Source organism: Paenibacillus oenotherae (assembly GCF_019443105.1).
Lineage (GTDB): Bacteria > Bacillota > Bacilli > Paenibacillales > Paenibacillaceae > Paenibacillus_Z > Paenibacillus_Z oenotherae.
In genome coordinates this window covers 922,694-948,017 of record NZ_JAHZIJ010000001.1, presented here as the reverse complement: position 1 = coordinate 948,017, position 25,324 = coordinate 922,694, and the positions used below count along the sequence as shown (strand labels likewise).

The window sequence follows — 25,324 nt, the reverse complement described above, 5'->3', positions numbered from 1 at the left end:
ATAGGGCCTGTCACACAGCTGTCACATAACTGGATTATGATGGAGGGCATGACGACGACCAAAAGCGAAACAACCCGCCCAAGAGAGGAGTGATCACTTGAACCGGATTAGACAGCAATACCGGAGGGATGCGCCGCTTGTGCTGCTGTTCCTGGCCCCGAGCCTGGCCGGATTTCTCCTGTTTTTCATCATCCCGTTCGGAGCGGTTGTCTACTACTCGTTTATCGACAATCCCGTAAGCGGCAAAATCGTCGGCTTCGATAATTACGCAGCATTGCAGGCCAGCGGCTCATTCCGCAAAGCATTCGTCAACTCGCTGTTGTTCGCCGGCGTCAGCGTACCCTTGCTTTTTGCCATATCGCTTGGATTGTCGCTGCTTCTGAAGGGAAAACTTCCATTCCGCCAATCGCTGCGGACGATGTTCCTGCTCCCGCTCGTTGTACCTGTCGCTTCTGTGATCCTCGTATGGCAGACGCTGTTTCATTGGCATGGAGCGATCAATCATTACTTGATGGAATGGGGGCTCGATCCCGTCGACTGGATGAACACAAGATGGGCATTTGCCGTCATGCTGGTCGTATTCGTGTGGAAGAACGCTGGCTACAATCTGATTATTTTTCTCGCGGGGCTGTCCAACATTCCTGCGGAGCAGTATGAATCGGCCTCTATAGACGGGGCCGGAGCGTTCCGCCAATTCCTGCATATCACGTGGCCGGGGCTGTCACCGACCTCCTTCTTTGTCATCGTGATGAGCATCGTACAGTCGTTCAAGGTGTTTCGGGAGACGTACCTGGTAGCCGGCGCCTATCCGAACGATTCTATCTATACGCTGCAGCATTTCATGAACAACATGTTCAAGTCGCTGGACTACCCGAAGCTGACGGCGGCTGCCGTCCTGCTGTCGATCGTCATCGGGGCCGTTGTCTATGTACTATTCCGAATGGAGAGACGTTCAAGGGAGGCGCTGCAATAATGAGTATTGCTCTGCACCATACACTGACCACCTTGAAATTGACATTTCTCATTCTGATTGTGCTGGCGATGCTGTTTCCTGTCGTGCTGACGGTCAGCAATTCATTCATGTCCGAGGAGGAGATCAGCCGCCATTACGATGCCTTGAACGGAGGAGAATCCGCCGCTGCCAGCAAAAACATGAGCATTCGTCTAATCCCGGAGTGGGTCACATTAGCTCAGTACGAAGAGGTGCTGCTGAAACGCCCGAAATTTCTGCTGCATTTCTGGAATTCCGTCAAGCTGACACTCCCTATCATCATAGGTCAGGCCATTGTCGGCACCTTAGCCGGATTCGCGTTCGCCAAATTGGCTTTCCCCGGAAGGGACAGGCTCTTCTTCATCTACCTGCTTACGATGCTTATGCCGTTCCAGGTTACGCTCGTGCCGAATTACTTGGTGGCGGATAAGCTTGGCTTCCTGGACAGCTACGGAGCAATTGTGCTCCCGGGCATATTCGCAACGTTCGGCGTGTTCCTGATGAGGCAGTTCATGGCGGGCATTCCGGATGCTTATCTGGAGGCAGTGAGAATCGATGGCGCAGGCCATGTGCGGGCGTTTATCCATATTGCTCTTCCGCTCGCGAGACCGGGCATTGCCGCGCTCATACTGTTGTCCTTCGTTGACAACTGGAACATGGTAGAGCAGCCGATTCTGTTCCTGACCGAGCCGATTCGCCAGCCGCTGTCCGTGTATTTGGCGGATATCGCCGAAGGGGCCCGCGGGGTTGCATTCACCGCTTCCGTGCTGTACATGGCCCCGATGGTGCTCATTTTCCTCTATGGCGAAGAGCATCTGGTGGAAGGCATTCAAATGTCGGGCATTAAAGGGTAGCGCGGAGAGAGGAGGTATATTTGCGAATATGCAACGGCGAAAAGGGATGCTGAGCTGGATGATCGGAATTTTTTGTGCGCTTCTTCTTGTACTTACATTTCTGTCCAATACCATTCAGGGCCTGTCACTTCCTAAAGTAGCTGTCGATAAGCCCGGCATGGGCGGACTTGACCTGAACGTATCGGGGGATGGCTTTCTCCAGCCTGCGCACACTGCACAGCTTCATGCAGAAGCGGACTGGAAGGTTGAGAAGATACTCAAACGGAAGAACGACCGGGTGAAGCGGGGTGATCCTCTTATTACTTTCAATACCGCTTCGACCAAAAGAACATTGCAGGATGAGAAGACCCGCTATCAGCAGCAGGAGCTGCAATTGGCAAGGATGATAGATCAGATGAAAGCCGTGCTGCGGAGCGGCGATACGTCCGGCATTGAAGATCAGAAGCGCAGCATCGAGAGTCATAAGCTGGATATGGAGATGCAGGAGCGCAAACTCGCAGATTTGCAGAAGCAAATCGCCGAAGGCGGCACGCTAAGAGCCCCCGTTGACGGCATCGTTACAGCTCTTAACGCATCTGAAGGAGCTGCAGCCAGCAGAGGACAGCCAGTTATTGAAATCGCTGACGACGCTGCCGGCTATCAGTTCTCCATTATGGCGGACAGCAACGATGCTTCCCTGCTTCGCATTGGCGACAAAGTCAGCATAGCGCTCGATGAAGAGCCGAGGAGGAGCATAGAGGGGTTGATCTCTGATATTGAGGATGCAGAGGCGAGCGGCAATGATGGTAATTCGGAAGGAAGCAACAAACAAATAACGTTCGAAGTGGCGGATGCTAAGCTGAAGCCGGGCTTGAAGGCCTACATAAGCATCTCGAATCAGAGCCGTTCCTTCGGGATGCAAATTCCGAAAGCTGTGCTCCAACAAGACAATAACGGCTATTACATATTCACCCTGACGGACAAAAACGGGCCGCTCGGCACCGCCTATTACGCCGCCAAAACCTATGTAACCATCAAAGACGAGAACGGAGATACGGCAGTTGTGGACGGGCTGATGCCTGACGAGCTGTTCATTACGGACTCTAGCGAACCGATCAGCGATGGCGACCGCGTCCGTTACTAAAATGATCGAATCAAACGAAGGAGGAAATACAATGAGGATTCAGACAGGATTTTGGAAAATGGGTGTGCTGATTCTGCTGTGCGCTGCCTTGACGGCATGCTGGGGAGGTAATAGTAACAACGGAGTGAATGGGTCAACGGTGCCCACTGGCAGTACGCCTGCAGCATCAGAGGGCCAAACAGTCGTAACGATGAGCATCCTGACGAGGGATCGTTTCCTTATAGAAGCAGAGCAGAAATTCGAAGAGATGTTCCCCGATATCGACATTCAAATCAATGAAATTGTTCCTGCGGACACGAGCAGCGGTGACAAAGCCGTTATGATACGAGGCACGGATAATGGACCGAAACCGGAGGAGGTGGAGAAATACGTAAGCAGCGTCAATACTGCGCTCATGTCAGGCAATGCGTCAGATATTATTTCTGTAGAAAATCTTCCTGTCGACAAATATGCCGGAAAGGGACTTCTGGCTGATTGGAGCGAAGTGGCCGGAGAAGACAGCAGCTTCAACAAATCCGATTATTACGAGAACATCTTTGACGGTGTTTCGAAAGGCGGCGGCTGGTACGGTATCCCTACCTCCTTTTCGCTGGATGTCTTGCTCGGGGACGCTTCTCTGCTCCAGCAGCATGATCTGGATGACCGAACATGGACATGGGAGCAATTCGTCGACCTGCTAGCCGGAATGAAGACCGAGGGCAAATATGGCATTGCCATGCTCACACCCGAAATGCTGCTCAAATATGTGGCCGAATCAGTATACGGGCAGCTGGTGAAGCAGGACGGGAACTCCATCTTATTTGATGCGGAAGCCTTTCAGGGCTATATGGAGAACATCAAGAAGCTCTATGATGGAGGTCTGGCAACTTCAGAGATGATGGGACCGGGCAATTCCAATTTCAGTCTCATGAACATGGACTCCCCGATGAGCGCCCTTCTGATCCCGCAGATGGAAAGTAAATTGCAGACCATGCTTCGTCCCCCGGGAATCGGACAGGATGAGGGCATACCGTTCAAATCAAGCCAGGTGCTTGGGCTGAATGCCAATTCGAAGGTGAAGGATGCCGCATGGTCGTTCGTCAAGTTTCTGCTTTCCGAAGAGATGCAGACTTCCATGGCCATGATGAATTTTCCCGTGAACCAGGCAGCGCTTAATGACAAGCTGGCTGATACGAAGCAAATACTAGAAGGGGGAGGCAGTAAAAGAGGCGGCAAGTCAGCCAAAATTATGTTGAGGGGCAAGGATGGAGAAGAAATCCACCCGACCGTAAGTGACGAAGATATTAAGAAAGTATCTGACCTGATGCCATCCGTCGGCAAATACACCAATCAGGATTCGAAAGTACTGAGCATGATTACCGAGGAATCAGCTGCGTATTTCAGCGGCAACAAATCGGCCGAAGCAGTAGCCCAATCGGCTGCCAACCGGATTAATACGTATTTGAACGAGTAGCGGATAGTTCAAGTATGGCATGTTGAACCTCTGAAACTACTAGTTATGAGTAATGTAGGATCGGAGGTTCTTTATTAAGTTGATGTTCCGCAACAAGCGGGGCTGTGAAATCAGGTAGCATCCAAAATTTGGTGCGACGACAAGCAAAGTGAAGACGGCCGCACGAAGTGTACGTTTTGAAACCTGCCCTTTGGAATAGGTGAGAAACTGGAGTAGAATGATGCAATCTAATAGAAACCATATGAAGGTTATGATTTGCTGAAGCAGATGAAACGGCATGCAGAAGGTAAAAAGAAACTCCCAAGTAATGTTGGCGCATATGGCGGCGAGGGGCATCTCGCAGACATGATGCTTGAACCCTTTATAGATGACGAGAATATAGACGATGATCCAAAATAGAGCTACTCACAATAGAAAAAGGTACTGTACTTTTAGCGGCAAAAGGGACTCCATATGAAAGCAATCGCATCCTTTCGGAAAACTTTTGACCATTTACAGCTTGTTATGAGGGCTAGTCTATGCATATGAAACAACCACAGACACCAGTTATGGCTATCATGTCCCTTGTGTTTAATACCAATTAATATTGGACTTGAGCGCTTCTCGGGAACGATACACGCAAGTACAAGCTCTGTTTCAGCATATAATTTTGCCTTTGAATAGTTCTCCACAATACGTAATTCAGATAATCTTCATCGTCTCCCAGAGAAAAGTGGTAAGTTGCTAATATAAAAGCAAGCAAAGCAATGATAACTATTGCCCTTCGTTTCGATACAAACCGTTTCATCTGCGACCTCGCTTCAGTTCTAAGATTTATCAAATTTATATATCGCATAGTTGTGTTCGAGCTAACACTTTATTTTCTTTAGACATCCATTAGGCCGGTCTTCCTTGGTCGTATAGCCGGGTTGGAAGATTTGTCCGATCATTTCATTCGACAGATGAACGCCCCGATTGGCAAACGTTATGTATAGCTCACCCTCGTGAAGGAACATCTCTAAGTGAACCTCCCGTTCAGGGGGGCAGCTCCACGACAGCAACGTTCATGGTTTGAATCTCATTGACGATCTCCTTCATATAGGAGAGAAACTTCCTCCTTCATATTGCTTGTTATTTATTGTCTACTGGTATAATAGTATCGAGATTATGGTGAACGTTACATATCATGACGTAAGTAATGTTCACGATTTACTTTGCCCGTGAAAGGAAAATTCACAATGATTGACTCCACCGACATGATGATGATTAAAATGCTCCTCCAGAACTCAAGAATTCAATGGAAGGAAATCGGTGAATTGGTTCATATGAGTGCTCCCGCTGTCACCAATCGAATTAACAAATTGGAGAAGGCTGGGATTATTGAAGGGTATACGGTTAAGCTCAATGAAAGGCTCCTCGGCAATAATCAATGCATATTTATTGTTGTGATGATGAAGGACTACAGGCACACCAAATTCACGGAGTTTATAAAGACGAGGGATGAAATTAAAGAAGCCCACCGGGTAAGCGGCGAGCCTTGTTTTATTCTGAAGGTGCAGCTTGCGGACCCGGATCTATTGGCCAATCTGCTGGACGAGATATTAACGTACGGACACTATAAAATCAATATTTCTATTGATCAAGTCAAATAAGCGAGCCTACCGTTATGTCGATAAGGGCACGAAAAGCAACATCGTCATTACTGTGTGAAATAGTCTGCGGCGAGTATAACATTCGGGGAATCAGCATTCGACTTACAAATTAAAGATGGAAAAATGATTGACTGGGTTGAATTTAAGTCAATCAATTTTTATAATCTTTTATCGAGTCGATGTTATTTAAAAATTTGGTGTTCAGATCATACCATGAGTAAAATACTAGGGTTACATGGGTATTCGTGATAGTATGAAAGGGTGCACAAGTATTGCAGACGAACATTAAATATACAAGGAGGTAGGCAAATGTCTGATGCCAGCAACGCAACTTCGGTTAAAGCATTGTTCAAGCCTTTTACAACCGGAAGTTTGCAGGTGGCCAATCGCATTGTGATGGCGCCGATGACTAGAGGATTCTCTCCGAATGGTGTGCCGGGGGAGGATGTGGCGGCTTATTACCGCCGAAGGGCGGAGAATGGGGTCGGCCTAATCGTGACCGAAGGAACGGTGATCAATCATCCGGCTGCTTCGGCAGGTCCGAATTGCCCTCATTTTCATGGCGAGGCGGCGCTGGGCGGTTGGTCCAATGTGGTAAAAGAGGTTCATGAAGCAGGAGGCAAAATCATCCCGCAACTGTGGCATGTAGGATTGACGCGCAAGCCAGGCGATCTTCCAAACCCTGAGGCATTGCCAATCGGCCCATCCGGACTGAATCTCTCAGGAGAGAAAATAACGGAGCCTTTAACGGAGAATGAGATTGGGGATGTCATCGCAGCATATGGACAGGCAGCAGCAGATGCAGCTCGAATCGGCTTTGACGGAATTGAGCTTCACGGCGCGCATGGTTATTTGATCGATCAGTTTTTCTGGGGCAAAACAAACCAACGCACGGATCGCTTCGGCGGGGATCTGGCAGCCCGGACGCGGTTCGCGGTTGAGGTTATACAGTCCTGCCGCCGAGCTGTTGGACCGGATTTTCCAATTGTGTTGAGATTTTCCCAATGGAAAGCCGGCTATTATGAGGCCAAGCTGGCCGAGTCGCCTCAGCAGCTTGAGCAATTTCTGAGGCCGCTTGCAGATGCGGGTGTGGATGTCTTCCATTGCTCGACACGTCGGTATTGGGAGCCGGAGTTTCAAGATTCTAATCTGAATCTGGCAGGCTGGACGAAGAAGCTGGCAGGAAAACCGACGATAACAGTAGGCTCAGTTGGGCTGGATAATGAGTTTGGAAGCAGCAAAGGGTATAATGCGCAGCCAGCAGTTCTCAACAGCTTGATTGAAAGGCTGGAGAACGGGGAATTCGATTTGGTGGCAGTAGGCCGTGCCTTGCTCGCTGATCCGGCATGGTCAGCCAAAATACGCGGTAATCGGACAGAAGAGCTTTTGAGCTTCGAACCAAGCGCCACCCAGACATTATTTTAATGAAGCTGAGTCTTATATAATCCGTAAGAAGAGGTGCCTTTGGGGGCCTCTTTTTTCTTGTATTTGTGAATGAATACGTGCAACGGGTGCTACTGCGATTTTTCCCATGCTGTAAGGTTTCTGGCATTAATGGTGGCATTTGAAATCAACGTGTATGCTTCGCTGGATTATTTTGATATTAGGTTAGTACCGATTATGCCTTGGGGATCACGTATTTGAACCTCGATTATATTTATAATTATTTTGGGAGTATGGTATGGTAAAATATATAATTATACATATAAAAAGGGGTAAGTTATGAAGAGATTTGATCTAAAAGCATTGGCAATTGGTTTTATTGGATTGTTTTTTTCATCTATTGCTCTAGGTTTATCCTCATTAGCGCTGCTAGTAGCTATAGGATTGAAAGACTGGTTTAATGATTACGAGTATCCTATTTTGATAACTCTTTCTGTGTTATCTCTGATCATTGGTGGTTACTATGCACAAAGGCATACAAGAGAAGGTATCATATGGAATCAAGCTTTAATAATGGGTCTAATTATGTTTACATGGAGCTTTTCAGAATCCATAATTTTGATAGGTGATCCCGAAAGCGATCCTTTTTTTGTGAACTTCTTGATTGATCTCAGCATGTTAGCAGCTCCATATGTAGGAGGGAAGGTTGCTAATAAGGAGAAAAAGTGGTATCGAGAGCGTGGGTAAGATAATGTCATAATGTAATTGGAGTTTTCTCTCCTGAGATGTGGGCTAGACAAAACATGCGGAACGGCAGTTTTTTTCGCATTTCTGACCCCATGAAGGTGAAATGCCTGCCAGAGTGCAGGTATTTCACCTTGGTTTTCCCTTAACGGCCGATTTTTCCTCAAATTCATGCACGATCGCAGGAATTGTACCATTATGGCGTCTTGTAACCGAAATTCATGCACATTCGCAGGCTTCTTCGTCACTCTGACTTCAAACACTTGGAGAAGGGGCTGCCCAGAAAGTATGTTTGATGATTTCAGAGTAGCTTTATCAAGAATCTCCTCGCCGTTTGCAAACATTTTCAACTAAATATCGTTAATTGCTTGCCATCATAATGGGCGAAGCCTATGTGTGAATTGAAATGCTGAATACTAGTATTGCCTGGTCAGCATGTTTGTGGATCGCAATCTCAGATAGAAAATCGCCTTGCTTTCAAAGAAGTGGGGCGATTTTTTTATCTTTGCTGAATGCGTCATCGATTCTGTTTTAACGATACGATCTTATATTCGAATAAACTGCCTTTTGATACTGACCAAGGAACTTCAACCAGTAAGCCGCCCACTGAGTAACTCTAAAACTTTTTACTACTACAACAACTGTAAACGGTTTGGTTTTTGAGGTGTTACTAAGGGAATGGTGGGTTGCTGCAGTTCGATCAGTTGCGTCAACAGAAAAGGAGAGACCTAATATGGCTTATGCTTATGAACAACTGTAATGGATTTGCTATAGATGAGCAGCAGATCTAGCAGATCCAGAGAATGGCCGCCTGTCACCAAAATGATATGAAGATCGCCGTCAATTCGGCGATCTTCATATCAATTTCAAGCTTTGAAAATAATATGCTTAATAGAGTTGCTTGTGAAACGAGCAGTTCTGAAAACTGTTATGATGGGGCAGGGGGGACTACCCTTGTGTCTCAACAAACTAGTCCGGGCTACTCTCGGACTTCAAGCAGGTAATCCATCATTCTGACAATTACAGCCGCCGCTTGAGCCCTGGATGCATTGTTCTGAGGCTGGAAGCTTCCGTCCGGATATCCGCTCATGATGCCCGCTTCCGCAATCGCGGCAATCGCGTCGCTAGCCCATCCCGAGATGCTGCCGCCGTCTTTAAACGGACTTTTGCTTGAAACGGTTGCCATATTGGCGACTCGGGCCAGAATGACGGCCATTTCCTCTCTCGTAATAACGGCATTCGGTTCAAACGTATTGTCGCTTTTGCCTCTTACGATCCCAAGCGCTCCTGCAATGGAAACATATTGCTGCGCCCAATGACCTTCCGTATCGGCAAATGCCTTGCTTCCTTCCGCTTGCAGCCCCAGCGAAAGCACAATCATCTTCAGAAACTCCGCCCTTGTTACAGTTGCTTGAGGCTTGAAGGTTCCGTCCCCGTATCCCGAGATGGCTCCCAGCTCGACCAAGCGTCCAATTTCCTTGCTGGCCCAGTTCGTCTCCAGCACATCCGTAAACTTAATCATCGGACGTTCCGGTTGCTCCGGCTCTACCGGCTTTTCTGGTGTTTCCGGCTCCGCCGCATTCGGCTGCTTGCTCCACTTCGCGGTTAGTGTTCGGCTGGAATAGATAGCCGTTGAAGAGGAGAACGGAGTTCCGTCCGCATTGTGCCATCCTTCGAATATATAGCCTTCTCGTGCAGTCCCAGGCAAAGTACCTACTGCCGAACCGGCATTTACCGTCAGGCTCGACACTGGCGTTCCGCCGTTGGCGTCAAAGCTGACGACATAAGTGGTCGGCGGGATGATTACGACCGGTCTGGCAGCAATCTTGATCGTAAAGGTTGCCGTGAGGCCTTCATAAGTAACGGTCAATGTCTGGCTCGACACCGCACGGCTGCTATCGAACCCGCTAACCATATCCGGCGTTACCGCCACTTCGGTCGTTGTATCGTCGCTCCAACGGACTTCAAGCGTCAAGCCCGATACATCGAGCGTATCGCCGACCTGGTACTGTGTCTTGTGCTCCGTCGATTTGATCGCGATGCTGTCTATCAACGGGACAGCCGCACCCACAATCGTGATCGCAAAGGTTGTTGACTGGCCTTGATAGGTGATCGTCAGTTGCTGGCTGTCCACTGGCACGCTGGTATCGAACCCGCTAACCATATCCGGCGTTACCGCCACTTCGGTCGTTGTATCGTCGCTCCAACGGACCTCAAGCGTCAAGCCCGATACATCGAGCGTATCGCCGACCTGGTACTGTGTCTTGTGCTCCGTCGATTTGATCGCCATGCTGTCTATCAACGGGACAGACGCACCCACAATCGTGATCGTAAAGGTTGCCGTGCGGCCTTCATAAGTAACGGTCAATGTCTGGCTCGACACCGCACGGCTGCTATCGAACCCGCTAACCATATCCGGCGTTACCGCCACTTCGGTCGTTGTATCGTCGCTCCAACGGACCTCAAGCGTCAAGCCCGATACATCGAGCGTATCGCCGACCTGGTACTGTATCTTGTGCTCCGTCGACTTGATCGCGATGCTGTCTACCACGGGGACAGCCGCATCCACAATCGTGATCGCAAAGGTTGTTGACTGGCCTTGATAGGTGATCGTCAGTTGCTGGCTGTCCACTGGCACGCTGGTATCGAACCCGCTAACCATATCCGGCGTTACTGCCACTTCGGTCGTTGTAGCGTCGCTCCAACGGACTTCAAGCGTCAAGCCCGATACGTCGAGAACATCGCCGATCCGGTATTGCGTTTTGTGCCCTGACGATTTGATCGCGATTCCTGCGACTGTCGGCGCTTCCAAAATGGCGACATTGTACGTAGTGGTCGCTCCTTGGTAAGTAATCGTCAGCGTTTGGCTTTCCACAGCAGCGCTGCTGCTAAAGCCCTCTACCATTTCGGCTGTGACAGGCACCGTTGTTTTGGTTCCATTGCTCCAGCTTACTTCCAGCGTCAGATCTGCAACGCTAAGCTCTTCTTCTACCAGATATTGTGTCTGATGTGTCGTTGAGTTAACGGTAATGCTCTCGACTTCCAGTTCCGGCTCTGCAAATTCGCCGTAAAGCTTGACCTCGGCCAAGTTGCCATACCAATTGCCAGGGTTCGTCACCTTCAAATATCTGTATGCCGTTTGATCTGTTACGTCGAACGCTTGCCAAGGCTGTACGCCTTCCACGCCAGTAACCAGATTCGTCCAGCTCACATTGTCATTGGAGCCTTGTATTACTGTTCCTGCCGCCCGTGCAAGCTGATCCTGTCTCGCGATCAATTTAACCTTGCTCAGCTTGATCATCCGATCCTTGAAATCCATAATGAACCAGCCTGCCCCGTTGTTGCCGGGACCGCGGAAATCCGAATTCGTTCTTATATCTCTGTCGAACAGATTGGCTACCTGTGCCAGAGTAGTCTCTGCCGCGCGGTTAGGCGTTGAGTCAATGAAGCTGGCGATATCCATTACATTATGAATGTATCCTGGCTCCTCAAGCACCTTAACGGATGAGCCGTCCGTTGTCTGTTCCACAGGCCATCCATCCTTATAATTAATAACAAACTTGATGTCTCCCGGCGTATCAAGCTCGCTGACAACGACTTCCGCCTTCCAGTTCAAACCATCCTCGGATACCGGCACTACAGGTTTGCCATAAAGGACAACATTTACGTCTTCAATAACATTGTCCGCCTTAAATGAGAGTGACACCGTATCTCCGACATTAGCAACCGTTGGATTCTCGTTGCTCGATGCAAGCGATACCTCGCTAATTTCTTCAAGCAAGTTCAGATCCGTAAATGTACCGTACAATTTAAGCTCCGCCAAATTAGCATACCAGCTTCCGTTGTTAAGCACTCTGATATAACGGAAGGCCGTATTGGCGTCTTTGCTGAAAAACTTCTGCAGGGCATCTGTATTCGCGGCGGGATCCGTTAACTGTGTCCAGTTCGTGCCATTGTTGGATCCTTCAATACGAACGCCGGAAATTCTGGATCCCCATTGCGCTCTACCCAAAATTTTCGCCCGGTCCAGTGTGAAGGTCGTAGCCGGCCCGAAATCAAACATTGCCCATTGGTTGCTTCCTTGCCATTCCGTAAAAGTGTTGGGCTTGCCGTCAAACCAGATCGATACGATGTTTCGAGCTGTTCCGCCCGTATTCCCATTGTTAAGTGTGATGTTAAAGCTCTTGCCGAAAATATCGGCCTCCTGTATCGGGAGAGCCGTATCCAGCGCATTCTTCAGACCATAATAGGCCGTCTCCGCATCCTCTCTGGATGGAGAGACCTGAGCCGTAATGGCCTTGGCATTGCTCAGTGCGGAAACAATAATCTGCCAATTCTCCGGCGTATAGTCGTCTTCTGCTAGTGCTTCGGTGATCGGATACAAGTTGATCGTATCGGCGATCAGCTTGGCGATATAGTTCTCGTTCTGGAGAACGTTGTATTGCACCATAAATACGGATGTGCTGACGCCATCGCCGCTAGTTGAGGCCAATGTGATGTATCCTTTTCCTTCGGGCTCATCCACTGGCACCTGCCAGACCAAATTGCCGCTTTGCGCATCATAAGTAGCGGATTCGGGCTTGGATGTCGCGACAACGGCAGCCTGATTGCCGTTTACGTCATGCGCCAGCACATTGTTTGTATAACTGCCTCCCGGGTACAACAGAATTTCATTGACATTGGAAGCAATCGACAGCGCAGAGTAATCTCTCTTCTCATTGAACAGAAAATCTTTCAATTCCACGGTCCCGGAGCTCTCGCTGGAAGCTGTGACTCGCAAAAAGTTTGTTGTGCCGATCTGGGACTCGTACCCGGTGGCCGCGAGATTGAAATTCAGCGTGATCCAGCCATCGGCGCTAAGTCCATCCGTTCTGGGTACTTTGAATTGCGCCACTCTGCCGACCGGATCGCCCAGCATGTCGAAATGCAAGACGGCGTCTGTATCGCTTTTTACTTTAATCCGCAGAGTAGGGCTTCCTGTTAGAAAATCAACATCTGTGTAAGACACGGAAGTTTTTGCTCCCGGTGCTACAGCAAGCTTGACAGATCCTTGTTTTCCTTCCGCTCTTGTTGCCTCTCCTTCAATCTGGAAAGCATAACTTCCGCCGCTGACAGGTTGAAAGGTTGATGCGTTAACAGCCGGCTTTGCAACCATGCTGTCAATTGTAATGCTGCCGGCGCCCTCATACACGAGATAGACATCATTATTGCCGCCATTGCGGCCGTACAATTGCTCATTGTCGCCATGCTCGAATGTGAGCGTCCGCATCAATTCGCCTGTGCTTGTCAGCGCGTATTCTTTGAAGGGTGCGCTGCCCGGCGAGCCCAATACGAGCTTTAATGTTCCGCCGGTTGTTTTGCCAGTGAGATTAAACGTGTGGATTCCTTTATCGAAATCCATATTTTTAAACCCTATATATCCGCCGTCCGACAACGTAACGGTTTGATCCGGGTTTTTGACGGCGGCCGCAGAACTGAACAGATCGGCATCCGCCGCTTTCGTATTCGTTGCCAGCGTTGATTTCGTAAATTTGAACCATTGCGTATTTCCATGAAAATTATAGCCGTTGCCTGAGCCATAGAAGTAGAAATAAACTGTTTTTTGACCGGTTAGAAGGTCAGGTCTGGCCTTGAGCTTTTGCGAATTGGTCTTGAAAATGTTGTACCAGCTCGTATTCTCAACTTGTATAGTGCCGGCAAGCGTCGAATTGTTGAAATTGTTCACTGTAGGATTCGCTACATGATCGCCAATTCGCACATCTATACTGCCGCCAATATTCGAATTCATGCCGAAGCTGATCATCAGCATGTCCGCAATGTTGCCTGGAGTGGATCCGAATTGGTCAAAATCCACGCTATAGGCTGTCCAGGCGCCGTTCTTCACATTGCTGGTAGCAAATCGCATGATGCCATCCTCATCCGGGAACGGTTCGGTGATAACGCCGCCTTCCGTACCGCCGGTGGCTGTGTACTGATAGCCTGGCAGTCGGTTATATACCTCATAAGAGTCATCTACCGGTTCAGGATCTGCGGGGAGACCAGCTCCTGTCTGCCCTATGCTTACCGTCCATGGTGTAGTTACCATCTCTTCTACGCCAAGAGTGTCAGCGCTTTCATATGCGGCATCGATATATTTATACAGACTCCCGTAGGTGCTGTCTCCGTACAAATTCATATAGATGCCGTCCTCATTGCTCATGTACGGATCGGTTCTGACATCCTCATCGGCATATCCCTTTTCATGCTTATAATAATTCAGCAGAGTGCCAAAGGTATTGAAAATCCGTCCTCTGCCATCCGTCGTAATTTTACCGAAAGGGGATTGATCCCCGGTTCCGTTGATGCTAGGCTGCCAGAAGACTTCGCCGCCAAGATTATATTTGGAGAAGTAGGCGGCATATTTCAAAAGCTTTTGTCCATATAACTCGAACAGATTGACACCGCCTTCTTCGGCGGTTTTGAACGCTCCCGTCTCATCTACCAATGTGCCTTGAATATAGGTTGTGCGCGCCATCGCAGACATCGGCAGCATGCTCTCCTGGGCATGCGGAATATCGCGTCCCATCTCAACCTGTTGGCCGGAGTCCAGAATCATCGAATCAATCGAGAAATTATGTGATATCCCGGATAAGCCAACCCGAGCTTGATTGCGCACAATACGCTCGACGGCGTCCTTATACATGTCCAGATCGTCCAGATAGATCGCTATGGCCATATAGGCTTGCGCGCCGAAATTTCCTTGATTGAAGTAGCCGTCCTTCCGGTCGACGCCGGGAAGGAGAAGCCTCAGCATACTCTCGAATTTCTCAAGCTCCTCATCGCTCCCCCAGCCGGAGCTCGGTGTATATCTGAGAATTTCGGCTGCCATTACCAGCATGGGAACGGCTATTCCGCTGCGAATAATATCCCGCTTCGAATCGGTCACCAGCGTGCTCGACCAGTCGTTCAGAATTTTCTTGGCCTTATCGACATAATCGTTATTGCCTGTAATGTACCACATTAAGGATAAGTAGTAGGCCGCGTTCGCGTCGCGAATCAGCGCATAGGTTTCCCTGTCGCTGGTCAGCGTAGTAAAGGGTCCACTGTTGATATAAGTCAAATTGGAGTAGGCACTTTTTCTAAAGGTTTCAAATGATTCTTTCCACGGCGAATTCCCTTGCCAGATCATGTCGCGCATAACGTTCAAGTCTTCACGACTGATAAAATAACCCGGATGAACAATACCGGCGCTTGATTGTACGCTCATGTCGTCATAATCCCTGTTGTATTCGGGATTGATCAGATGGCTGTTCTGCGGCGTGGGAATTGTGGATACATAAGGTTCATCAGGCGTATCCGAATTAGCCCATGCTGTATTGAAACCATCTAATGCCATTGCTTGCATAAGAACAAGCAATGCTAAAACATAGACTCCTGCCCTTTTTAAAAGCTTCCCCATGTTTTACGATCTCCTTTACTTCGGGTTTGATAGCCTTGCAAGAATTGAGGTCGAATGCGTGGAATCCGTTGAAATTCGTCTACCGTCTCCTTTCCTACGCAAAGTGATGAAGATTTAAGAATATAAAGCGCTTTCAACCCTACATAACACCATATCACTCTCTTTTCTCCTGCTGAATGAAGTTTTTAAAGCTCGATGTCTACTTTTTTAACATTAGTATTACATTATTTTCCTAGTTGACAAAAATAACAGGTAAGGAGTAGAATCCATTTAACAAATCACTTAAACGTATAAGTGGTATACATTAATCGTTTAAGTGATTTTAGATTATTGAAGAGGCGGTTGGTTGTGGAAATGAATATCATCACAATTTCTAATGTTTATTCAAAGTACTTGGACAATTCTCGAGAAATTTATATTTATTTGCCTCCTTCCTATGACGAGGAGGTCCCGCAGCGTTATCCTGTCCTGTACGCGCATGATGGACAGCATATGTTCAATGCGGACGAGAAGGGCGATTCGTGGGAGATGCACCATACAGCAGACCGCTTAAGCCGCGAAGGCCATATGAAGGAAATTATTATTGTCGCTATATCCTCTATATCCGATCAACGTGTATCTGAATATTTTCACGAGAATCCAGGGGTTGAGGAAGCATTCCATGCGAAATGCAAGGGGGAGGTATACGAGCAGTTCATAATCGAGGAGCTAAAGCCGATGATCGACCGCCTATTCCGCACTTTGCCGGACCGGGCAAATACGGCATTGATCGGCTCGTCTGCGGGAGGCCTCGTCTCCTATCATATGGCTTTCCGAAGACCGGACATATTCGGTCAGGTTGCGATATTGTCTCCTTTCTTCGTGCACGCGGTTGTAAACGAGCAAGGGGAGGGGAGCGGTGATCAAGACCCCATAAGCGAGATGAAAATTTACCGTCCATGTTCGGATAAGCCGTCTGTTCGGGTGTGGCTGGATATCGGCGGGGTGGAAGGCATCATTATGCCGCGGCATGTCCGGGAATTTGCCGATGAGCTTATTGGGCAGGGCTTCAAGCCCGGGGACGATCTGATGTTTATGCTGGATGCAGAAGCAGGGCATTCCCAGGCAGATTGGGCGAAACGGCTGGCTAACCCGCTGCTGTATCTGTTCGGTTATATCGGTCGTCCTCAAAGCGTGGATATTGAAGGCAGAAGGAAGATCGGCCTAAAGGGACTGCGGACTCATCTTTATCCAAAGGTAACGTATAATACAGGCTTCCAGATGAGCCTGCTTGCAGCCGAATATGCAGTCGATCATCCTAAAGTGTTGCGGATAGAAGAGGACGGCGCTATCGTTCCTCTCACTGTAGGAACGGTGGAAGTATTCGTCCGCTATGAAGGTGTAACGGGCTCAGCCGTAATCGAGGTTGTACCGGAATTGTCGGATATGGTGGAGATTGGAATCTGCGTATCCGTTCCTGCGCTCACTCCTGCCGATGCCCAGATACATGCCGGGTTTGAAATACCTAAGAAGCGGGATGGATTTTATCAAGGGCATTTTCTTTTGCCGCGGGACTTGGCCTTTGATATTAAAGTATCCCGGGGATTCGGATTTCATGAGAAAAGGGAAGCAAGCAGGAGGTTCAGCACTTCGGAATCTGCCAGCTTTCATTTCATTGTAGAGGAGTGGGAACATGATGATGAACCCGAATACTTGGGATGAGCGCTTGCTGCGAATTCCCGCCTTCGCCTCCGCAGTGATGGAGCAAGAACGGGGAGTGCACATCTACCTGCCGCCAAGTTATTTTGAAGAGTCAAGCCGGCGGTATCCGGTACTTTATATGCACGACGGTCAGGGAATTTTCAATCCGAATCCATTTTCCAACAGCTCCTGGAATGTGCATCTGACAGCAGACCGGTTAATTGCGGAAGGACTTATGGAAGAAATCATTATTATCGGCATCGACAACCGCGGCGAGGAACGGCTGAATGAGTACGCTTTCGCTGTTGAGGACGGAGGTATTCCTGGCGCCCCGGATATTATGTGCAAAGGGGAGTTGTATGAGCGGTTTCTGATCGAAGAGCTCAAGCCCTATATGGATCAGTCGTTTCGCACAATAACGGATCGGGAGCATACGGCGCTGATGGGCTCGTCGATGGGCGGACTTGCCACCTATCATATCGGCTTACGCAATCCGCATATTTTCTCGAAATTAGGCATCCTGTCCCCTTACTTCATTCGACTGAATCCGAACACGCTTGAAGAAAGCCGTTTCTATAACCGTTATTCCGGTACAGCGAATTTGAGCTTGTGGATTGATATCGGGGAGGTTGAAGCGAATATTCTGGTCCGGCATGTAAGAGGAGTCGTAGAGGAGCTGATTGAGCAAGGATATGCCCCGGGCGACAATCTGATGTTTCATGAGGTGCCGGGTGCAGCGCATACGGAGAAGGATTGGGCGGATCGGGTCCATCTGCCGCTGTTGTACTTTTTCGGAAATCCGGGACAACCGATTGCTGCCAGGCTGTATGGAAGAACCGAATTCGGGCTGGAGGGCATGGTCTCTTGGTTGAACCCGGTCGTTACCTTCGACAGCGGCTTTGAAATGACCGATTTGAACGGCGTCTTCGAGACGAGCGATCCGTCAATTCTTGAAGTGCAGAAGAATGGCGCCGTGAGGCCGTTCAAAAAGGGAAACGCGCAAATTACTTACAGAGGCAAGGCGGCGGTGAGCGCACAGGTTGAGGCTTCGGTCGTCGAGTATTTGCCTGATGTTGTTAATGTGACCATCTGCATTCTTGTGCCAGCGAATACACCGGCGAACGAAGCGATCCTGATCGGGAAACTGGCTGTTCCACGAATTTCCGAGCAGCTATACGGAGGCGTTTTCCAACTGCCGCGTGATATGGCTGTCCGCTACAAAATTGTGACTGACAGCGGGGTACATGAAGCAGGGGCGAATGGAGAAGTTATTCCGTATCGCATCATTCGGTGGAATGAGGATATGAAACTGGAATACCGCGTGGAGGCATGGGAGAAGCAGAACGGTTCACTATGAATCGGCGTGCGATTGTTTTCTATATTGTCGGTCAGGCCTTTGCAGTAGTCGGCGTGTGGATGCACCTGACGATGCTTTCCACGTTGGCGCTGCGCATCTCGGAATCGCCTCTGTGGCTGGGGGTTACATTGGCGGCATACAGCTTGCCGACGCTGCTCTTCTCCTGGTTTATTGGTGCAATGCTGGCCAGATTGCCTGCAAAGACAGTCTTAATATGGACACAGGCCGCCAATGCAATCATGATGCTGGCTTATGCCCTGCTGCTGGCACTGGATCTGATGGCTCTGGAGCCTCTGCTTATATTGGCTTTTTTGACGGGTACGATCTATGCGATTGACTTGCCCTGCAAGCAAATCATTCTCACCCGGTTGTTCGGGGATGAGCGTTTGATGCAGGCGATTGCGCTTAATTCCATCGTTTTCAATAGCGCGAGAATTGCGGGGCCGCTGCTTGCCAGCCTGTTTATGGTCCTTGCCGAGTTGTCATGGGGCTTTGCCGTCAACGCATTGTTGTTCGTAATTGGCTTAGTGGGGCTGCTGTCGGTTTCACTGCCTTCAGATCATATCAGGCCTGCAACGATTATCCGTCATGAACCTAAGGCGCCCGCAGCGCTCCATTCCCGGCCCCAAGTGATGCGGGTGCTGCTGATCGTGTTCGTGTTCGGCATGCTGCTAATGAATTATAATACGCTGCTCCCTGTGTTCGCCGGAGAGCAAGCGGGGAATTCGGACATTGGCTACAGCCGGCTATTGGCAGCAATGGGAGGAGGCTCTCTGCTTGCAGCCGTGCTTATAGTGATAAGAAGCGGCTGGTTTCAACGGGTCTGGTTGATTCCGCTATTGCCTGCACTCATCGCTGTTATTTATGCGGCGCTGCCATCAATGTCCCGCGGGCTGCCGGTCGTTCTTCTTCTCGGCTTGTACGGATTCTGTCTGACGGGATTTATTACGGTCTCGAATTCGGCGGTGCTGCGCGCTGGAGAAGGGGGCGATAGAGCAAGATTAGCAAGCGTTTACAATATGCTGCTCAACGGCTTTGTTCCGCTCGGGAACATGCTGGCCGGCATTTTGCTTCACTATTTGGGCGTTTCCGGTACTTTTTATTTAATCAGCGCAAGTGTGCTTCTGTTCTTGGCGGTGTGGCTGGCTAGCAACGGCTTGAGAGGAGGTGAACATTTTGGCCGCCGCCACTGACTGATTCAAGCAGTGAAAATTTATTGTAAGAGGGGTATGCACGATGAGGAAAATGACGAGTCTGATCCTGGTATTATCGATGTTGCTTGCAGTTGTTGCTTGCAGTAATGCTAATGAGCTGAACAACACGGCAAGCCCAAAGGGAGATAACGCCGAAGACGGGCTGCAGCTTGAGCCGGGAGCCGAGCTGTTGATATGGGCCAGCAAAGAAGACCTTCCATTTATGAATGCGGTTTCAAAACAATATACAGAGAAACACGGCGTCCCGATAACGATTCAGGAAGTAGGAGCGGGCGATACGCTGAACAAGCTGACGACGGATGGTCCGGCCCAAATCGGCGCTGATGTGGTTATATTCACGCATGATCATTTGGGCAAAGCGGTTGCCGCAGGGCTTGTGCTGCCGAATGATGTTTGGCAAGAGGATACAAAGAGCGCAAACAAGGACAACATTATCCGGGCGGTCAGCTATGGCAATATTATGTACGGTTATCCGCTGTCTATTGAAGCGCCAATCATGTTCTACAACAAGCAGCTTGTGCCTGATCCTCCGGTCACCTTCGAGGAGGTAGTGGAATTTGCCAAAGGATACAACGATCCCGATAAAGCCAAGTTTGCCCTCATGTGGGAAATTGAGAATTTCTATTTCAATTATATGTTCATTGCTACCAACGGCGGCTATGTATTCGGCAATAATGGCGTCAATTTCAACGATATCGGCCTCAATAATGAAGGCGCTGCGGAGGGTGTCGCTTATTACGGCTCCTTGAAGGACGAGCTTCTGCCAGTGCGTACAGGCGACGTTACTTACGATGTTAAGAAAGGACAGTTTCTAAGCGGCCAGCTTGCCATGAATATTGACGGTCCATGGCTCGTCGGCGAACTGAAAAAGAAAGGAGACATGTATGGCGCCGTTCCGATTCCGTCGATCAATGGCAAGCCATCCGTATCGTCCTCAGGGGTTAAGTCGTGGTATGTCAATTCCTATACAAGCTATCCGAACGCCGCCAAGAGCTTTGCTCATTTCGCATCAAGCAAGGACGCACAGCTGCTTAATTTTCAATTGACCGGTGCAGCTCCTTCCAATTCAGAAGTGATGCTAGATGAGGGCGTGCAAAAGGATGAGTTCGTATCCGCGATAGCGAAGCAGTTCGAGAATTCTTATCCAATGCCTTCTATTCAGGAAATGAGCGCGGTTTGGATACCGATGGCAGCCGCCATGTCCGATGTTTGGAACAACGGCGCGGATGTCAAGCAAGCGCTGGATCAGGCTGTAGGCCAAATTAAAGATTCGATATCCGGCGGTTCTTCCGGAGGCGGACTGTAACGGTTTCGTTCTGCACTATAGAGGGGGCGGCCGCTCGCATCCCCATGCGGGCGGGGCGTTTCCGCATCGATGATGAAAGGAAAAGTGGCTAATGAAACGTTATTCGAAAACCGCCGTTATACTCTCTCTGCTCTGTATGGGTCTTGGTCAATTGTACAATCGTCAGTTCATGAAAGGGATCGTGTTTCTGGCAATCCATATGGTCGGGTTATACTACTCTATCCTGTATGTGCCGGGAGCAGTTAGAGGACTGCTCACCTTGGGGGACCATGCTGCACGTATGGAGCTTGTCGGGAAGATTTATCAGCATCTTGCGGGAGACCACTCCATCTATCTGATGATAGAAGGACTTATTATCCTTGCTTTGGCGGTCATCTATCTCGGAATTTATCTGTTGAATATAAAGGATGCGCATGATGCAGGGCGGATAAGAGAGTCCGGCAAATCTATCCATACGTTCCGTCAGGATATGTACGCGCTGCTCGACCGGAAATTCGCTTATCTTCTGTTGGCTCTCCCGGCTGCAGGTATTTTGATCTTTACTGTTATGCCGATTATTTTCATGATTTTACTGGCGTTTACGAATTACTCTGCTCCCGATCATATTCCCCCTGCCAAGCTTGTGGACTGGACAGGATTTCAATCCTTCATCGATCTTCTTCAGTTAAAGACATGGAGCAAGACTTTCTATGGTGTCTTGATCTGGACGATCATTTGGGCGGTATTATCTACAATTACGACTTATTTCAGCGGCATCCTCATTGCGCTTCTTATTCAAAGAAAAGGAATCCGATTCAAAACGATGTGGCGCACCATCTTGATCTTGCCCTACGCGATCCCGCAAATTATTTCCCTGTTGGTCATGCGGAATCTATTCAATGGGCAATTTGGACCCATCAACCAATATTTATCCTATTTCGGATTAGGCAAGCTGCCTTGGCTATCTGATCCGGTATGGGCGAAAGCAACGGTCATTGCAGTGAACATGTGGATCGGCATGCCTCTGACAATGGTGCTGATGATGGGCGTATTATCGACGATACCGAAGGAATTTTATGAAGCGGCTGAAGTGGATGGAGCAACAGGGCTGCAGAGGTTCCGATTTATAACGCTGCCGATGATCCTGTTCTCGACGGCGCCGATTCTGATTATTCAGTTTGCCGGCAACTTCAACAACTTCAATGTCATTTATCTCATGACGAACGGGAACCCGGTTCAGCCCGATTATCAATATGCGGGAAGCACGGATTTGCTTGTCACCTGGCTGTATAAACTGACGCTCGAAAGCAGCAAGTTCAGCACAGCATCGGCGATTGGAATCATTATCTTCCTTATCATCGCCAGCTTGTCGATCGGGAGCTACCGCAGATCAAGATCGTTCAGAGAGGAGGATATGTTCCAATGAATGGAAGACGCAAGCGGAAAAGCACGTTGTCCAACCTCCTCGGTTATGCCATTCTGATCCTTATATCGCTATGCACTTTATATCCGGCTTTGTGGGTGGTCCTCTCCTCTTTGCGGGAGGGAAGCTCGTTGTACAGCCCAGACCTGATCCCCAGGGCGAGCACGTTGGAGCATTATAGGGAGCTGTTCGAATCCCGAACGCTGCTCTTCAAGAGATGGTATTGGAACACGGTGAAAATATCCGTTATAAGCATGGTTCTCGGTACCTTGCTTACGACCCTCGTGGCGTACGCCTTTTCACGGTTCCGCTTCTACGGCAGGCGCACATCGATGTCGATTCTGCTGTCGCTTAGCATGTTTCCCGGATTTATGAGCATGATTGCCATTTACGTCCTGCTGCTTCAGATGAAGCTGCTGGATACGCATATCGCGGTCATCCTCGTCTACGCCGCGGGAGCTCCGGTCTTCGGTGCGTTTGTATCAAAAGGCATACTAGATACAATTCCGAGGAGCATTGATGAATCTGCCCGCATGGACGGGGCCAGTCATTTGCGAGTGTTTGTATCCATCATTTTGCCGTTGGCCAGACCTATGCTGACTTATCTTGCTCTTACGAATTTCGTTGGCGCATGGGTTGATTTCATCTTTGCGAGGCTGATTCTTCGTTCCAAGGAACAGTGGACAGTAGCGGTCGGATTATGGGATATGGTATCATCCTACCAGAACAGTAATTTTACAATGTTTTCGGCAGGTGCGGTTCTAGTAGCGATTCCGATCACCGTGCTGTTTATGTATTTGCAACGCTATCTGGTTGGGGGATTGACTTCAGGGGCGTCCAAGGGTTAATTAATGATAGAGAAGAAAATCAATGAGGTGCCGATTGTGAAAAAAGCGACGATGAAGGATATCGCCCGTGAAGCTAGCGTTTCAGTGGCAACGGTCAGTTATATTCTTAACAAAGTAGATAATCAGACGATAACGGATGAAACGCGCTGCAGAGTGCTTGATACGGCCAAGAGACTGAACTATGTTCCGAGTTTGACGGCGCGTTCACTGGTCAAAGGGAAATCGGGCATGCTGGTGCTGCTCTTTAACCGCAGCAAAAGGGACGGCTATTGGAAGCAGCTCTATTACGGGATGCTGGCTGAACGCATGGAAGCCGTCTGCAATCGGGAAGGCTATCACCTGCTTGTATTGGGGATGGACGCGGAACAGCCGAACCTCGCTATTGTGCAGCAACGGGAGGTGGACGGGGTCCTTCTTGTTGATGTGAAGAAGGAGGTGTTCCGGGATATATCCGTTCACTTCAATCTCGGAGTGCCAGTTGTGCTGCTTGACAGCTATATCGAGGACCCGCTTTTTCACAAGGTCGTATTTGATTACCGAAAGGCATTTGCGCTTTGGAAGGAGCGGACGGGAAGAGGCTCAGGACAATATTTCCTTGTTATGGAGTCATTCAATAACGATAGCCTGATGAATCAAATTATTGAAGCTGCGAATATGGATTCGGATTCCATCTTCATCCTGAGCGCAGACAGCGCGGATGGCTTGCCCGGTTTTTTGGCGAAGCAGCGTGGGAAGAGCGGCGCAATAATCAATGAATTTGTCGGTATGCATGTTGCGAATGCTTCACAGGGGATGGAGCTTCCGTTGACCGTTTTTTGCACGAGCGGCTGCCCGGAGCTATTGCCGCCGGACATAAGCGCGCTGAGAATGGAAATGGACAGGAATCAGGTTGATGTTGCCTTTCAGATCATGCAATTTTATATCGATTCGCATTCCAATAACAGAAAACACGAATATACCAAAGCGGAATTTGATCATTATATCCATATTCCGCTGCTGTGAGCCGACAAATGTCGGCTTTTTTATATTGCCAATTTAATCGACTAAGCTGGGGTGGTTGCTGAGGTGTTGCTGAGAAGGAGTTGGGTCAGAGGAGGTCGTCTCCTGGCTCTTCAAAATTGTGATTGTAACTACTTTGCGGGTGGGATCCATGCGGATGATTGACAAAATAGTCGTCGAGGACTACTCTGGATTGGTAGTGGTCTTACAATTATTTACTATATGACCGAGGTTGATATGTAGCAATTGTGGAATCGATGGCTTTGGATGGCTGATTCATTCTGCTGGTGCGAATGTGAAGCTCACATGAAATCCCTGGGGGTTTCGCACCTTGTGCCCGGCGCGGGTTTTGGGGGATTTTGTGCATAAATATTTCCATTTTAAACGCTTGAAAATGAGATTCGCACTAAAATGCTTTCAAAACCTTGCCAGACATGGGCTCAAAACGCCCACTGTCACTCCCTGTGCGGGAGTGTGGATTGAAATCATTTTTCTACCTTTGTGCTCGACGTAGGGGTTGGGTCACTCCCTGTGCGGGAGTGTGGATTGAAATTCCTATAGTCAAAAGACTTGTTCCATTTTTAAAGTCACTCCCTGCGCGGGAGTGTGGATTGAAATCGGAATGATCAATTCGGCTGGCAGAAGCTCATGGACGTCACTCCCTGCGCGGGAGTGTGGATTGAAATGGTGCATGGTAGCTAAAGTTGTTCTCGATTACAGCAGTCACTCCCTGCACGGGAGTGTGGATTGAAATTGGTTGCAGGAAGAAAGGGATCTAGAGGTCTCTTCGGTCACTCCCTGAACGGGAGTGTGGATTGAAATCTCGCAGTAGATACGATCGCGCCGTTGATAGGTAAGCGTCAAACCTACCCCACCTTCAAAGTCCAATCCCCACATGAGA

The 25,324-nt window shown here is 49.1% G+C and carries 16 protein-coding genes and 1 CRISPR repeat array; of the genes, 14 read left to right on the top strand and 2 right to left on the bottom strand.

Annotated elements, in window-relative coordinates; all coding sequences use genetic code 11:
- Positions 1-97 precede the first annotated feature (97 nt).
- From K0T92_RS04115 to K0T92_RS04100, 4 genes are read left to right on the top strand one after another with little or no spacing between them, the layout of a single operon-like run.
- Complete coding sequence (locus K0T92_RS04115; RefSeq protein WP_246627821.1) at positions 98-973, top strand: carbohydrate ABC transporter permease; 876 nt, start codon at positions 98-100, stop codon at positions 971-973.
- The gene (locus K0T92_RS04110; protein ID WP_219871099.1) at positions 973-1,845 is read left to right on the top strand and encodes a carbohydrate ABC transporter permease; all 873 of its coding nucleotides are present in this window, start codon (positions 973-975) and stop codon (positions 1,843-1,845) included. The genes K0T92_RS04115 and K0T92_RS04110 overlap by 1 nt, the downstream gene beginning before the upstream one ends.
- Before the next feature lie 28 nt (positions 1,846-1,873).
- On the top strand, positions 1,874-2,968 hold the full coding sequence (locus tag K0T92_RS04105; RefSeq protein WP_219871098.1) for an efflux RND transporter periplasmic adaptor subunit: 1,095 nt from the start codon (positions 1,874-1,876) through the stop codon (positions 2,966-2,968).
- A gap of 31 nt (positions 2,969-2,999) precedes the next feature.
- Complete coding sequence (locus K0T92_RS04100; protein ID WP_219871097.1) at positions 3,000-4,421, top strand: ABC transporter substrate-binding protein; 1,422 nt, start codon at positions 3,000-3,002, stop codon at positions 4,419-4,421.
- A 39-nt stretch (positions 4,422-4,460) separates the two neighbouring features.
- Here K0T92_RS04100 and K0T92_RS25790 read toward each other — a convergent pair whose 3' ends face one another.
- Entirely contained in the window at positions 4,461-4,790 is a 330-nt protein-coding gene (locus K0T92_RS25790; RefSeq protein ID WP_485020572.1) for a transmembrane-type terpene cyclase, read from the bottom strand.
- An 848-nt stretch (positions 4,791-5,638) separates the two neighbouring features.
- Between K0T92_RS25790 and K0T92_RS04090 the strand changes: the two genes are divergently transcribed.
- The 3 genes from K0T92_RS04090 (at position 5,639) to K0T92_RS04080 (ending at position 8,182) form a co-directional block, all read left to right on the top strand.
- On the top strand, positions 5,639-6,052 hold the full coding sequence (locus K0T92_RS04090; protein ID WP_219871095.1) for an Lrp/AsnC family transcriptional regulator: 414 nt from the start codon (positions 5,639-5,641) through the stop codon (positions 6,050-6,052).
- A 309-nt stretch (positions 6,053-6,361) separates the two neighbouring features.
- Positions 6,362-7,477 (top strand): NADH:flavin oxidoreductase, encoded by a 1,116-nt coding sequence (locus K0T92_RS04085; protein ID WP_219871094.1) that lies wholly within the window; start codon positions 6,362-6,364, stop codon positions 7,475-7,477.
- Between the two features lie 297 nt (positions 7,478-7,774).
- Positions 7,775-8,182: a hypothetical protein gene (locus K0T92_RS04080; RefSeq protein WP_219871093.1), complete on the top strand. Its 408-nt coding sequence runs from the start codon at positions 7,775-7,777 to the stop codon at positions 8,180-8,182.
- Between the two features lie 976 nt (positions 8,183-9,158).
- Here K0T92_RS04080 and K0T92_RS04075 read toward each other — a convergent pair.
- A complete protein-coding gene (locus tag K0T92_RS04075; RefSeq protein ID WP_219871092.1) occupies positions 9,159-15,617 on the bottom strand; it encodes a bacterial Ig-like domain-containing protein in 6,459 nt (2,152 codons plus the stop codon).
- Positions 15,618-15,971: 354 nt separating this feature from the next.
- Here K0T92_RS04075 and K0T92_RS04070 point away from each other — a divergent pair, with 354 nt between their 5' ends.
- From K0T92_RS04070 to K0T92_RS04040, 7 genes are all read left to right on the top strand, one after another.
- Entirely contained in the window at positions 15,972-17,318 is a 1,347-nt protein-coding gene (locus K0T92_RS04070) for an alpha/beta hydrolase (RefSeq protein WP_219871091.1), read from the top strand.
- The gene (locus K0T92_RS04065; protein WP_219871090.1) at positions 17,290-18,654 is read left to right on the top strand and encodes an alpha/beta hydrolase-fold protein; all 1,365 of its coding nucleotides are present in this window, start codon (positions 17,290-17,292) and stop codon (positions 18,652-18,654) included. Before K0T92_RS04070 ends, K0T92_RS04065 begins: the two co-directional genes overlap by 29 nt.
- Positions 18,651-19,847 carry an MFS transporter gene (locus K0T92_RS04060; RefSeq protein ID WP_219871089.1) on the top strand — a complete coding sequence of 399 codons (1,197 nt, stop codon included), beginning with the start codon at positions 18,651-18,653 and terminating at the stop codon, positions 19,845-19,847. Before K0T92_RS04065 ends, K0T92_RS04060 begins: the two co-directional genes overlap by 4 nt.
- Before the next feature lie 43 nt (positions 19,848-19,890).
- On the top strand, positions 19,891-21,174 hold the full coding sequence (locus K0T92_RS04055) for a sugar ABC transporter substrate-binding protein (RefSeq protein ID WP_219871088.1): 1,284 nt from the start codon (positions 19,891-19,893) through the stop codon (positions 21,172-21,174).
- A gap of 91 nt (positions 21,175-21,265) precedes the next feature.
- Positions 21,266-22,579: a carbohydrate ABC transporter permease gene (locus K0T92_RS04050; RefSeq protein WP_219871087.1), complete on the top strand. Its 1,314-nt coding sequence runs from the start codon at positions 21,266-21,268 to the stop codon at positions 22,577-22,579.
- Positions 22,576-23,424 carry a sugar ABC transporter permease gene (locus K0T92_RS04045; protein WP_219871086.1) on the top strand — a complete coding sequence of 283 codons (849 nt, stop codon included), beginning with the start codon at positions 22,576-22,578 and terminating at the stop codon, positions 23,422-23,424. Before K0T92_RS04050 ends, K0T92_RS04045 begins: the two co-directional genes overlap by 4 nt.
- Positions 23,425-23,427: 3 nt before the next feature.
- Positions 23,428-24,426 (top strand): LacI family DNA-binding transcriptional regulator, encoded by a 999-nt coding sequence (locus tag K0T92_RS04040; RefSeq protein ID WP_219871085.1) that lies wholly within the window; start codon positions 23,428-23,430, stop codon positions 24,424-24,426.
- Positions 24,427-24,877: 451 nt separating this feature from the next.
- Positions 24,878-25,245: direct repeats of the CRISPR family, unit length 32 nt; unit sequence GTCACTCCCTGCGCGGGAGTGTGGATTGAAAT.
- Positions 25,246-25,324 lie beyond the last annotated feature (79 nt).